The 12,716-nt window shown below is 72.3% G+C and carries 12 protein-coding genes; 3 read left to right on the forward strand and 9 right to left on the reverse strand.

Translation table 11 applies throughout. From position 1 onward, the window contains the following. Positions 1 to 3: 3 nt before the first annotated feature. Entirely contained in the window at positions 4 to 1,605 is a 1,602-nt protein-coding gene (locus H284_RS0112170) for a response regulator transcription factor (protein WP_020076453.1), read from the reverse strand. Between the two features lie 174 nt (positions 1,606 to 1,779). On the opposite strand from H284_RS0112170, the gene H284_RS0112175 reads away from it, so the two are divergent. After that, positions 1,780 to 2,385: a hypothetical protein gene (locus H284_RS0112175; protein ID WP_020076454.1), complete on the forward strand. Its 606-nt coding sequence runs from the start codon at positions 1,780 to 1,782 to the stop codon at positions 2,383 to 2,385. 17 nt (positions 2,386 to 2,402) lie between these two features. On the opposite strand, the gene H284_RS0112180 is transcribed toward H284_RS0112175, so the two are convergent. From H284_RS0112180 to H284_RS0112210, 7 genes are all read right to left on the reverse strand, one after another. Continuing rightward, a complete protein-coding gene (locus tag H284_RS0112180) occupies positions 2,403 to 4,001 on the reverse strand; it encodes a helix-turn-helix domain-containing protein (RefSeq protein ID WP_020076455.1) in 1,599 nt (532 codons plus the stop codon). 221 nt (positions 4,002 to 4,222) lie between these two features. After that, positions 4,223 to 5,134 carry a hypothetical protein gene (locus H284_RS20900; protein WP_020076456.1) on the reverse strand — a complete coding sequence of 304 codons (912 nt, stop codon included), beginning with the start codon at positions 5,132 to 5,134 and terminating at the stop codon, positions 4,223 to 4,225. Positions 5,135 to 5,203: 69 nt separating this feature from the next. Further along, entirely contained in the window at positions 5,204 to 5,569 is a 366-nt protein-coding gene (locus H284_RS0112190; protein ID WP_020076457.1) for a UBP-type zinc finger domain-containing protein, read from the reverse strand. Beyond that, positions 5,566 to 6,399 carry an MBL fold metallo-hydrolase gene (locus tag H284_RS0112195; RefSeq protein WP_020076458.1) on the reverse strand — a complete coding sequence of 278 codons (834 nt, stop codon included), beginning with the start codon at positions 6,397 to 6,399 and terminating at the stop codon, positions 5,566 to 5,568. The genes H284_RS0112190 and H284_RS0112195 overlap by 4 nt, the downstream gene beginning before the upstream one ends. Further along, positions 6,396 to 7,682 (reverse strand): APC family permease, encoded by a 1,287-nt coding sequence (locus tag H284_RS0112200; protein WP_020076459.1) that lies wholly within the window; start codon positions 7,680 to 7,682, stop codon positions 6,396 to 6,398. The genes H284_RS0112195 and H284_RS0112200 overlap by 4 nt, the downstream gene beginning before the upstream one ends. Then, entirely contained in the window at positions 7,679 to 9,379 is a 1,701-nt protein-coding gene (locus tag H284_RS0112205) for a class I adenylate-forming enzyme family protein (protein WP_020076460.1), read from the reverse strand. The genes H284_RS0112200 and H284_RS0112205 overlap by 4 nt, the downstream gene beginning before the upstream one ends. 22 nt (positions 9,380 to 9,401) lie before the next feature. Further along, entirely contained in the window at positions 9,402 to 10,442 is a 1,041-nt protein-coding gene (locus tag H284_RS0112210) for an SDR family oxidoreductase (RefSeq protein ID WP_231371296.1), read from the reverse strand. Between H284_RS0112210 and H284_RS21255 the strand changes: the two genes are divergently transcribed. Further along, positions 10,441 to 10,566, forward strand: coding sequence for a hypothetical protein (locus H284_RS21255; RefSeq protein WP_018192523.1), 126 nt, complete (start codon positions 10,441 to 10,443; stop codon positions 10,564 to 10,566). The genes H284_RS0112210 and H284_RS21255 overlap by 2 nt on opposite strands. A 125-nt stretch (positions 10,567 to 10,691) precedes the next feature. Here H284_RS21255 and H284_RS0112220 read toward each other — a convergent pair whose 3' ends face one another. Further along, positions 10,692 to 11,429, reverse strand: a complete 738-nt coding sequence (locus H284_RS0112220) for an SDR family oxidoreductase (RefSeq protein ID WP_020076462.1) — start codon at positions 11,427 to 11,429, stop codon at positions 10,692 to 10,694. Between the two features lie 96 nt (positions 11,430 to 11,525). On the opposite strand from H284_RS0112220, the gene H284_RS0112225 reads away from it, so the two are divergent. Further along, a complete protein-coding gene (locus H284_RS0112225; RefSeq protein WP_020076463.1) occupies positions 11,526 to 12,524 on the forward strand; it encodes a LacI family DNA-binding transcriptional regulator in 999 nt (332 codons plus the stop codon). The last annotated feature ends 192 nt before the right edge of the window (positions 12,525 to 12,716 follow it).

A 12,716-nucleotide genomic window follows, 5' to 3' on the forward strand; every position in this document is an offset into this window, starting at 1 on the left:
GCCTCAGTCGCGCTCGACGAGCAGGTTGCGCGTGAGCGCGACGGCGATCGCATCCTCCCGGTTGTTGACGCCGAGCTTCCGGTAGACGCTTCGCAGCTGCGACTTGACCGTGTTGGCCGACACCACGAGGGCTGCGGCGATCTCCGCGACGGATCCGGTCTTCATCAGCTCCGCCAGCACAGCGAGTTCGCGGTCGGTGAGCAGCAGCTCCGGCTCGGCGACCGGGAGCAGTGAGCGCAGGGGCACATCCCGCGTCACCTGGCCGTAGCCGACACCGTCGAGGGCGGAGACGACCCGGTCGAGGTCGTCGGCCGGCAGCAGGGCGAGCGCCAGGCGCTGCTCGGTGCGTTCCAGGACCGCGCCCAGGTGCTCCACCACACCGCGGGTGCGGGAGGTGGGGGCGAGTCGGAGCAGCACTGCGGCCTCCAGCGCGGCCGCCTCCGCGGTCTGCCGCGCCGTGAGGGGGCCGCGGACCGCCGCGCGCAGCTCGCTCAGCGCCGATCCGTTCCGGCCGAGCGAGACGTGCACGCGTGCCCGGGCGATGTGCTGGTCGGGGCCGGCGACCGTGTCCCGCTCGACGATGACGGAGGCGGCGTCGGGATTGCCGAGCGCAAGCTGCTGCAGGGCGCGCATCCGGCCGAGGTCGTTACGTGCTGCGGGCGAGCGGGCCTCGCCGGCCCTCATCGACGCGTACGCCTCGAGGCCGGCAAGAGCATCGCCGGGCCTGCCATCCACCAGCAGGGCCAGCGCTTCGACGCGTGCCACCGCGATCCAGTGCTCGATGGTGCGTGGGTCGTGCTCCATCTCGGCGAGGTGCTCGCGGGCCGCGCCCGCATCCAACCGCTCGAGCGCCAGGATCGCCTCGGCAAGACGGTAGAAGGTGCCGATGTACGTCTTCCGCTGCCGGTCCGTCCACGGACCGGTCCTCGCGTACTCGACGTGCGCGCGTGCTTCGGGGAGGTCTCCCTGGAGCGCGTGGATGCCCGCGAGCATGGCGAGGTTGCTGAACCCGGGGGAGGGCGCCGTCGTCGGGGAGGCGGCCAGTCCTTTCGCGAAGGTCTCCATCGCCTGCTCGATCTCGCCCGCGTAGTACAGGGAGACACCCACCTGCGAGTAGATGCGCGGGAGTTCGGTGAGCTGCTGCCGGTCGTCGTCGCTGAGACCGTCGAGGGTCGCGACCGCGGCCGTCGCGGGTCCGACCGCCATGCCCGGCCGTCCGATCAGTCGGTACGCGCTCGCCTCTGCGGAGCGGATCAGAGCGCGGTCGACGGGACTCAGCGCGGCATTGCGGGGCGATCGGGCGGAGCGCACGGCGGTCACGAAGTAGCGCAGCGCCCGGACGCGGTGGAATCCGAGGCCGTTGTAGGCGATGCCCAGCAGCATGGCGAGCAGGGGATGCACGCGCAGTTCGGACACGGGGATGCGCTCCAGCAGGAGGCGGGTGGCCTCGCCGTGCGCGCTCAACAGCTGGAACCATCCCGTTCGGACGGCCGCCGTCGCGGCATCCCAGTCGCCCGCGTCGATCGCGTCTTTGAGCGCGTCGAGCGCCGCCCGGTCGGCGGATGAGCGCTCGGACTCCGAGGCGCCGACCGTCTCGTCGTCCACTGATCCTCCCGAATCCATCATTCACCCCTCGCCGGGCGCGCTGCGCCGCTGGGCCACATCGATGTACGCAACGCGTCCACCATCTTTCTTTATTCGCCGATCGAACTGTTTCGAGCCACGGGCCTGTCGGAAACCGGGCAAGATGAAATGCCTGTATTCGGAAGGAGGGGTGGGATGTCGACGAGCCCGACCCCGCGGGAGACCCGGCGGCTGAGCACGCGTGCGCTTCTCATCATCGCGGCGTTCGGCGCGCTCGGCGCGCTCCTGCTCATCCTCGTGGCGCCGGTGACCGCCCTGCTCGCGGCGCTCTTCCCGCCCGCGTACGCGCTCGCGGCGGGCATGCACAGCATCCTGCCGTTCCTCGCACGGCGGCTGGTCGGCTTCCCCTGGACGACCACCATCGCCTTCGCGCTGGTCGGGCTGCTGGCGATCGGCTTCACCCCGCTCGGCGCCCTCATCCTCATCCCGCTCGTCGTCGCGGGTGTGGGATTCGACATCACCCTGCTCGCACTCGGCCGGCGCGGGACGCTCCGGCCCTGGCATTACGCAGTCGGAGCGCTCGTCACGGCCGTCCTGCTGTTCCTGGTCTCGCTGCCGGTCATGTCTCCGGACGATCTCGCTGCGCCCATCCTGCTGCTCACCCTGCTCGGCCGCGTGGTGAGCCAGCTCGCCGCGGCCGGGATCGCCTGGCTGCTGGGCGACCGCGTGCTCCGCGCGGGCATCATGCGGGCGCCGACGGGAGACCGCGGCGACGGCGCGGAGCCCGCGCTGCGCCACTGAGTCGCGCTTCACGACCGTCACTCCCGTTCCACTAGCAGGTGACGGTCGAGCGCGATCGCGATCGCCTCATCGCGCGTGGAGACGCCGAGCTTGCGGTAGACGCTCCGCAGCTGCGACTTCACGGTATTCACCGACACGTTGAGCTGGGCCGCGATCGCACTGTGCGATGGATGCTGCAGCAGTGTCGCGAGCACGGCCGTCTCCCGAGGGGTCAGGGGGATGTCCGGTCCCTTTCCGCGCACCAGCGCGATGATCCGGTCGAGCGCCAGCGTCTCGCCGTATCCGAGGGCGGAGAGGGCGTGGGTCACGCGGGCGAGGTCTGCCGCAGGAAGGAGTGCGAGGGGCAGGAGCAGCCCGCTCCGTTCGATGATGGCGCCGAGGTGGTCGACGACCGACGTCACGCGGTCCTCGTTCGAGAAGCGCAGCAGCGCCGCCGCCTCCAGCGCGACCGCCTCGGCACGTCGACGCGTCGACAGCACCGCGTTCGCGAGCGGCCGCAGGTGCTGCAGCGCGGCGCCGTGCCGGCCGAGGAAGAGCTGCACGCGCGCTGATCCGATGCGCTTCTCGATCTCGCCGGCGTCGCGTTCGAGCACGGCCTCCGCGGACTCGGGATGCCCGAGGCCCAGCTCGAGGACCGCCCGAGCGGTCGCGAGCGCTGCCCGCACGGCGGCCGACCGGCCTTCCGGACCTCGGGCTCCGATCGTCTGGTCGAGGTGGGCGAGTCCGCGGCCGGGGTGACCGCAGACCAGCTCGAGCGTCGCGGCGGTGACGGCGTACGGCATCCAGTGCGGCGTGGTCCGGAGATCGACCGCCGCGTCGGCGAGGTGCTCCCGCGCGGCATCCTGGTCGAGGTCGTCGAGCGCGAGGATCGCCTCCGCGACGCTCAGCAGCATGGCGTCGTCGTGTCGCAGCTGCGGGGCACGTGCGCGAGCCGTGCGGATGTGCTCCCTGGCTTCTCCGCTGTCGCCGTTCCTCGCGTGGAGCAGGGCGAGCATCACCACGTTGCCGAGCGACGAGCCGGAGGCGACGGGATGCGCGTGCGCCAGGCCACGCTCGAACGCGGCAAGCGCCTCCCCGCTGTTGCCGGTGTACAACAGGCTCGTGCCCACGTGCGCGTGCAGGCCGCTCACCGTGTCCGCGTTCCTCCGATCGTCCGCGCTCAGGTGCTCGAGCTCGGTCGCGGCCCCGCGGGCCGCGGCCACCGCGCTCTGCGCCCGGCCGAGTGCGAGGTGCACCTGCGCCTGGTCGGAGAGCAGGATGGCCCGGTCGATCCGGCGCAGGTCGCGATCGGGGTCGCCGAGCAGGGCGGCGGAGTCGCCGACCCGCCGCAGGCCGCCGGTGCGGTGCGGGTGCGCGCTCGGGTCGGTGTGGCCGGCCAGCAGCGTGAGCAGCGGTCTCTCGCTCACCGTCCCCGGTGGCAGCCGCCGGAGCGCCGCGGCGCGGTCCGGTACCGGTCCGGCCAGGAGGTCGAACCATCGACGACGGGCCACCTCCGCCGCCGCATCGGGCCCGCCCGACGCGAGGGCGTCATCCAGTTCGGACCAGGCCTGGTCGAAGAGCGTTCGCTCTCCGCGGCCGGTCGCGTGTTCTTCCGTTGTGCTTTCCGCTCGTTCCACGAGCTGTCCTCCGAAGTTCAGGACGCGCGTCCGCGCGTCCGAGAGCCGGGGAGGATGCAGGCGCCCGCGCAGAGGGGTCGCCCTTCTCCGGGTCTCAGGAGCGCGGGTCGACGCGTCGGCTCACGCCCAGGACGGGCGTCTCTCGAACCGGCGCGACACCGAAGCATGTTCGGGCCGCTGCTGTGAGTGGAGGCGTCGTGCCTCCATCCGGAGGAAGGGGATCAGCCGGGGCTGACGTCGTGGTCGCCCGGTGGAGCGGAGGAGGGTTCGGTCGTCCGCGCGGCGCACGACGTGTCGTACGGCGCGAACGGCGGGATCCAGGAGTCGACGGGCTCGGCTGCGGAGCCGGAACCGCCGGAGCCGGACGACGTCAGGACGCCCTCGGCCGACGAGGACGGGCTGAACGCGGGCCCGTGGATGGGGCCGTCAGCCGGAGCGGCCACGGCCGAAGCGGTGACCGGAGTTGGGGCGGGAGTGGCGGCCGGAGCAGGGGATGGCGCGGCCTGGTCGTCGGCGGAGTCCCCGTCGGATCCTGCGGCCGCTGGCGCAGTGGCGGCGGCCGGGGCGGGTGCAGGTGCGGCCGCGGGGTCGGCGTTGCCGGTCGCGGTACCCGGCTCGGCGGTTCCGCCTCCGGGGGTGGTCGTCGCCGGGGGAGGCGTCGGCTCGCCGGGAGGCGGTGGAGGCGGGGTGGGCGACGTCGTGCCGCCTCCCGAGCCGGTGACCCCGTTGACAACGCCGTCGACGATTCCGACGACCGAACCCGTCGGCGTCGGGCCGAGCAGCGTGTCGACGACGCCGCCCACGACGGGCAGCGAGGTGACAAGCGGATCCACAGCGCCGGTGACCGGTGCGAGCACCGAGCCGACGAGGCCGCCGGATGTGCCGGAGCCCGAACCCCCGCTCTGCGGCGAGGATGTGCCCGGGAGCAGCGCGCCGACCGTTCCATTGACGACGGATCCCAGCAGAGAGTGCTGCGGCGGCGGAGGCTCGTCAGCGGAGGCGGGAGCCGACTGGAACAGGAAGCCGAGAGCGGTCAGCAGACCGGCTCCGGCGAGCCCGAGCAGAGCGAGTCGCAGAGCTCTGCGGGGGGAATCGGCTGCGGCGCGCGGCAGAGGTTCGACCAACTCGGTCACGATTCCCCCTTTCGCACGTCGCTGATCGGGACTATAGCGAATATGTTGTCGTCGCGGTGGAATTCCCCGTTACGCGCGCTGCTCCAGCTGGCGCTCCCAGTCGTGCGGGACGCGCTCCGCGGGACCGGGGACGGTCTGGTTCTCCGGGTGGCTGAGCGGCGGAGCCAGCTCGGGTCCGCCGACGAATCCCTGGCGGCGGTAGTCCCAGAACCAGTCCTCGCCGGGCTCGTAGCTGCGGATGATGGGATGCCCGGTCGCCTCGGCGTGCTTCGTCGCGTGGGTGTTCAGCGAGTTGTCGCAGCACCCGATATGGCCGCACGCGGCGCACCGGCGGAGGTGGAGCCACCAGCTGCCGGTCTCCGTGCATTCGACGCAGCCGGGGCCGGACGGGGGAACGGTGGGGTCGATCGCTTCCGCGTGGGTGTGGTCGGTCATCGCTGCTCCTCGGTGTGGTCGGGATGGTCGGTGTGGTCGGTGTCTCGGGTCTGTTCGGCGCGTTCGTCGAGCTCCACGATCCCGCCGGGCGGGACCATCCGCAGCCGGGCGGTGATGCCGTACTCCTCGAACGCGGCACGCACCTCCTCCTGCCCCTGGGTGAAGTGCGCCCACCCCTCCGCGTGCACCGGCACGACGACGGCGTCGCCCAGAAGGATCGCCGCGCGGGCGGCCTTGTCCGCGGTCAGGGTGAGGAACGCATCCAAGCGCGCCGTGCGGGCGGCGCCGACGTGGAGGATTGCGATGTCGATCGGCCCGAGGTTCTCGGCGACCTCCTCGACGACCCGCAGCGAGGCGTTGTCGCCGCTCACGTACACCGTCGGCAGCCCGTCGCCGGCCAGGACGAACCCGAGCACCGGTCCCGACGACGCCTCGGTGCCGTCCGGCCCGTGCTGTGCGGGGACGGCGTGCACCCGCAGCTCGGAACCGTCCGGGCGCGGGATGGTCAGGTGCGTCCATGGGCCGAGTCCGCGGACGGTTCCCTCGACCCGCTCGGCGGCGGCCGTCGTGCTCACCGTGAGCGGTGCGTCGCGGACGAAGACGCGCCCCCGGTCGTCGAGGTTGTCCGGGTGCTGGTCGTGCGAGAGGAGCACCGCATCCACCGCGCCGATCTCCTCCGGCGTGCGGCTCGGCCCGGTCGTCTTCACCAGCACGCGCTCGCCGACGGGGTGGTCCCCGGGAGGGTCGAACGTCGGATCGGTGAGGATGCGCAGGCCGCTTAGGTCGATCAGGGCCGTCGGGCCGCCGATCAGTTCGATGCGGACGGTCATCGGTTCTCCTCTCCGCGCTGCGGTCGCCGGGTCACCCGCAGTCGCACGAAACGGTAGCCGATCCCGACGGCGATCACCACGATCCCGGCGACGATGGCGGCGACCGGGAGGGTGGCGACGAGCACGACGCAGCCGATGGCGCCCGCGACCGCGAGCAGCCGCGGATACCTCCGGTGCGCGCGATCCTGCGTCCACGCGGACGCGTTGGCGATCAGGTAGTAGAGCAGCACGCCGAAGGACGAGAAGCCGATCGCGCCGCGCAGATCGGTGACGGCGACCAGCACGCAGACGACCAGGCCGACGGCGAGCTCGGCCCGGTACGGAACCCGATAACGCGGATGCACGGCTGCGAACCACGACGGGAGGTCGCTGTGGCGCGCCATCGCGAGGCTGGTCCGCCCGATGCCCGCGATCATCGCGAGCAGGGCCCCGAGAGCCGCCGCAGCAGCGCCGATCCGGATGACGACGCCCGGCCAGGCGGCTCCGCTGGTGTCGGCGACCGCCCCGAGCGGAGCCACGACCTCCGCCAGCCCGGCCGCGCCGAGCGCGTGCAGCGTCGCTAGCGCGACCAGCACGTAGACGACGAGCGTGATGCCGAGCGCCGTCACGATGGCCCGCGGGATGGTGCGCTCCGGCTCGACCACCTCCTCGCCCATGGTGGCGATGCGGGCGTACCCGGCGAACGCGAAGAACAGGAACCCCGCCGACTGGAGGATGCCGTAGCCGGTGACCGCGGGTCCCGGCTGCGCGGCGCTCGCCGCGGTGTGCGTGAAGCCGATGACGACCGCGACCGTCAGCGCGATCAGCGAGACGGCGACCAGGATGCGCGTCAGCAGGGCCGTCCGCGTCACGCCCACGCTGTTGACCAGCGTCAGCACGGCGACCGCCAGAATCGCGACCGGCTTCACCCACGGACCCGGCACGGCATAGGTCGCGAACGTCAACGCCATCGCGGCAGAGCTGGCCGTCTTGCCGACGACGAACGACCACCCCGCGAAGAAGCCCGCCCACTCGCCGAGGCGTTCGCGGCCGTAGACGTACGTCCCGCCTGAGGTCGGGTACTGGGCGGCCAGCTGAGCCGACGACGTCGCGTTGCAGAACGCGATGAACCCGGCGATCACGAGCCCGACGAGCAGGCCGGCCCCCGCCGCAGCCGCAGCGGGGGCGAAGGCTGCGAACACCCCGGCGCCGATCATCGACCCCAGGCCGATGCCGATGGCGTCGCCCAGGGTGAGGCGGCGAGCGAGGGCGCCTCCTCGATCCGGACTGGATGCGGCGGTCACGGAGTCACGAACCGGCCCTCCTCCGCATCACGGCTCGACTGCTCGCGCAGCACGAAATGCTGCTTCTTGCCGGTCGCAGTGTACGGGAGCTCGGTGACGAAGGCGTATCGCCGCGGGCGCTTGTAGTCGGCCAGCGAGACGCTCGCCCGGCAGTGCGCATCCAACTCGCTGGCGGCCGCCTGTGCGTCCGCCAATCGTCCGGGGCGCGGCTGGACGTAGGCGACGACGATCTCGCCCCACTCGTCGTCCGGCAGGCCGACCACGATGCTGTCGGCGACATCGGGATGCGCGGCGAGCACCTCCTCCACCTGGACGGGATGCACGTTCTCGCCGCCGGAGATGATCATGTCGTCCTTGCGGCCCACGATCGTCACGATCTCGTTCTCGTCCCAGCTCGCCAGGTCGCCCGGGTACATCCAGCCGTCGCGGAACTTGCGGCCCTCCTCCTCCGGATTGTGAATGTAGGCGTATCCGCTCTTCACGCTCCGCATGATGACCTCGCCGATCTCGTGGCCGTCCTTCGCGGCGAGGTCGTCGGGAGCCGCGACGCGGTCGTCGCCGTACACCTTCACCACCGCGACGTCGTCGTCCAGGCAGGCCCGGCCGGCGGCCCCGGCGGCGTCCGGAAGGTCCTCGGGCCGCAGGTAGGTGTTCCAGAAGGCCTCGGTCGTGCCGTACCCGTTGGCGATGCGGGGCGTGAGCACCCGCTGGTAGCGCAGCGCCGCCGCGCGATCGAGCGGGGCTCCCATCGTGACGATGCCGTGCAGCGACGACAGGTCGCGCGGGTGCGCCTCCTGCGCGTCTGCGAGTCGCTCCAGATTGGTGGGGGCGCCGATCACGTAGGTCAGCGCATACTCCTGGATGCCGTCGAGCACCGTGTCCGGGTCGAAGCGCGGCAACGTGACGACCTCGGCTCCGACGTAGAACGCCGTGTTCGGGCCGGCGCAGTAGTTGCCGCCGCGGTGGAACCACGGCGACATGTTCATCGTCCGGTCCGTCGGCGCGAGAGGGAAGTGCATGACCACGTCGTGGGCGGTGAGCACCTCGTTGAGGCTGGTAAGGGGAACCGCCTTCGGCATCCCCGTCGTGCCGCTGGTGTAGAGGCGCGAGGTCTCGTCCCACACGCTCGCGCCCTCGGGGGCGCGGAACGACGGGGCGTCGGCGGACAGAAGCTCCTCGAAGCGGATGGCGCCGTCGAGCAGCGGACCGTCACCGACCGCCGCGAGGACGGCCGGACGATGGGCGGCCAGCTCCAGGGCGGTCCGGACGCTGTCGCTCGCGGCGGCGTCGTAGACGAAGACCGCAGGGCGGGAGTCGTCGAGGATGTGCGCCGTCTCGCCCGGCGCGAGCCGGAAGTTCATCGGGGAGCTGACCGCGCGGAGGCCCTGCGCGGCGACGTACAGGAACGCGAACTCCGGAGTGTTCATCAGCTGGTAGGCGACGATGTCGCCGACGCCCACCCCGCGCTCGGCGAGTCCGGCGACGAGGCTTCCCGTCACCTGTCCGAGCTCTGCGTAGGTCCAGCTCCGTCCGGACGGGGGATCGGTGATCGCGACGCGCGAGGCGTACCGGTGCGTGTTGCGTTCCACCGCCGAGGCGTAGGTGAAGTGCTGCTCGAACACGGCACGCAGGGTGCTCGGGTCGTACTCGGTGTTCGGCTGGATGCCGGCGTGCGATGTCGGGTCGGTGAGGGTCATGGTTCTCCTCGGGGACAGGGGTTCAGGCGTCCGGTGGGCGTCGACTCCGTCTCGGATCGGTGGGGGAGGCGTCCCGGTCGAGCTCCGACCAGAACGGGGGTGCGACGACGGTGAGTCCACCGTCGACGACGAGGGTGTGGCCGGTGATGTACCCGGCGGCGGGGGAGGCCAGGAAGCGGACGGCCTCGGCGATGTCGTCCGCGGTGCCGACGTGGCCGAGGGGGATGCGGGAGGTCATCACGTCGAGGTCGGGGACGTCGGCGTTCCCGTAGAAGAAGTGCAGCGAGTCGGTGTCGATGAGGCCGCCGTTCACGGCGTTCACCGTGATGCCGTCGCGGCCGAACTCGGCGGCGAGATGGCGGACCCATGACTCGACGGCCGCTTTGTCGGAGCCGATGGCGCCGTACAGCGGGAACGCCCGGTGGCTGCCGTAACTCGTGACGGCGATGATGCGGCCGCCCGTCCGTCCGCCCCCTGGTCCGTCCGCTCTGCCGCGCATCCGCTCGGCCGCTCGCTGGGCGAGCAGCACGAAGGAGCGAACGTTGGTCGCCCACGACCGTTCCAGGTGTCGCGAGGTCAGCTCGGCCGCCGGGCGGAATGCGGACGCCGCCGCGCTGGCGACGAGCACGTCGAGACGCGTCCCGTCCGGGAACTCGTCCGCGAACAGGCGGTCGATGTCCTCTTCGCTCTCCAGCTCGAGGCGGTGGGCCCGCGCCGAGCCGCCGGCGGCGGTGATCGCGTCCACGACCTCGGCGGCCGCGTCCGCCTCCCGACGGAACGTCAGCATCACGTCCATCCCCTCGGCGGCCAGCGTCTCCGCGATCCTGCGGCCGATGCCGCGCGAGCCGCCGGTGACCAGCGCGCGTCGCGGCTCGTTCCGCAGGCGTACGGCCTGGTCGTCGGGATCCGGGGAGTTGTTCGTGGGGGCCTCCGTGGTTTCGGAGGACAGTCTAGAACCGTCGGAGGCTCCCTCCGGTACGGCGGGTGCGACGCACCGGATGGACCTCCGCCGAGGATCGGCGTACCGTCGCGCGGTCAGGACAGAAACGGAAGGACACGCAATGAGCGACGAGAAGAACCGCCCCGACGCCGACGACCTGCCCGACGGCTCCGGCTCCGACGGCAGCGCCCCCGAGCCCGGCGAGGACACCACCTCCGGCGGCGGTCCCGAGGACCCCTCCCACTAGCCCCCTCCCCCCTCCGCCCCTCCGCCCCTTCGCCCCCCGTCGAGTACGCAAAAACTGCACGCCCCGGAGCCCTCCGGCGTGCAGTTTTTGCGTACTCGACGGTGGGGAGCGAGCGGCGGGATGGGTCAGCGGCGGTGGAAGGGGCGCACGCTGAGGGACTCGACGGTGCCGGTGGGCGGCAGGTCGACCGCGGTGCGGACGGTCGCTGCGACCATCTCGGGCGTGATCGTGTACGTCGTGTCGTAATCGAGGCCCTCGCGGGCGACGAGAGCGCGCTGCATGTCGGTGTCGACCCGCCCCGGGTGGATGCTGCTGACGCGCACCCCGTGCGGACGCTCCTCCTCGCGCAGCGCGTCCGTGAGCGCCCGCAGCGCGAACTTGGAGCCCGCGTAGACCCCTCCGCCCGGCCCGCTGGCCAGCCCCGAGCCGCTGTTGATGGCGACCACCAGCCCCTCCGCCGCCCGCAGCGCCGGGAGCGCGCGCCGCGTGAGCGCGGCGACCGCGAACACGTTCACCTCGAACACTCGACGCCATACCTCCGCGTCGGTCTCCTCGATCGTGCCGCCGTCCTCCACGCCGGCCGAATGCACGAGCACGTCGAGGCGCTCGGGAAGCGGCGGAAGGGATGCTCCGGACAGGTCGGCGACCAGATCGGCCGCGTACGGCTCGGCCGACGGGAGCTCGGCGACCACCGCATCCACCGCGGCGGCATCCCGCCCGCCGACCAGGATGTGGTGCGTGCGCCCGAGCTCGATGGCGATCGCCCGTCCGATGCCGCGCGACGCGCCGGTCACCAGCGCGATCGGCCGGTTCGGCCCTACGGACGCGGCGGACGAGGTGTCGGAGGGAGTGGATGCGGTCATGCCTTCGACATTACGGCCGATCGCTCCCGCGGTCCGCCCCGGTTGGCCCTCCGAACCCGCCTCGCCCTAGGGTGTGGGTGTGTCGGAGGTGCAGGCGTGAGCGAGATCGGTCGGCCTCCGGGCGTGCGCGAGGTCGCCGCCGCCGCCGGTGTCTCGCGCCAGACCGTCTCCCGCGTGCTCAACGATCACCCGAGCATCCGGCCGGAGACCCGTGCCCGCGTCCTTGCCGCGATGGCCGACCTCGACTTCCGCCCGAACCGGGCCGCCCGCATGCTGACCACTGCCCGCTCCCGGACGATCGGGGTGCTGGCCGCCTCGGCCTCCTCCCTCTTCGGGCCGGCCTCGAGCATCGACGCCGTCGAGAACGCCGGCCGCGCCGCCGGGTACACCGTCACCGTCGCCCATGCCGCCTCGCTCGACCCGGCCGACCTGCAGGCGGCCATCGGGCACCTGCGCGAGCAGGCCGTCGAGGGCATTGTGGTGATCGCGCCGCAGCAACGGGTTCAGGATGCGATGGGCCAGTTCTCGCTCTCTCTGCCGTCCGTGACGCTGCACGGTGCGGGCGGCGCCGGGGACGAGGGTGTCTTCGTGGACCAGGAGCTCGGCGCACGCCTCGCCACCCGGCATCTCCTGTCGGCCGGCCACCGCCGCATCGCGCACCTGAGTGGACCGGGCGACTGGACGGAGGCGCGCGCCCGACGGGACGGCTTCCTCGCCGAGATGGCCGCCGCCGGCGCGGATGCCGTGGTGTCGCGCGAAGGGGATTGGACGGCGGCCTCGGGCGCGGTGATCGGTGCGGAGCTCGTGGCCGACCGCTCCATCCAGGCCGTCTTCGCCTCGAACGACCAGATGGCGCTCGGCGTGCTGCATGCTGCGCGGGTCGCGGGGCGTTCGGTCCCGGACGATCTGGCCGTCATCGGCTTCGATGACATCCCCGAGGCGGCGTTCTTCGCCCCACCGCTGACGACGGTCCGACAGGAGTTCGCGGAACTCGGCCGCCGCTGCGTCGCCCGCCTGGTCGCGCTGCTGGAGGGCGGCGACCTCGCGTTCGAGGAGCCGGTGGCTCCCGTCCTCGTCGTCCGCGACTCCGCCTGACCCGCGTCCCGCGCCTCCGGCTCTCGCGCTCCGTCTCTCGCGCTCCGTCCTCGTCCCTCCGCCCGCAACATTTGCGCCAAATCTCGGGAAAGCGGCCCCCTTTCCCCACATTTGCGCCAAATCTGCGCCTCGCGTGGTGCCCGCCGTCCGCAGATTCGTGCCGAATGTGCGGAATGCTCATCCCATTGCGCA

It is taken from the genome of Cryocola sp. 340MFSha3.1 (assembly GCF_000383315.1).
Taxonomy (GTDB): Bacteria; Actinomycetota; Actinomycetes; order Actinomycetales; family Microbacteriaceae; genus Leifsonia.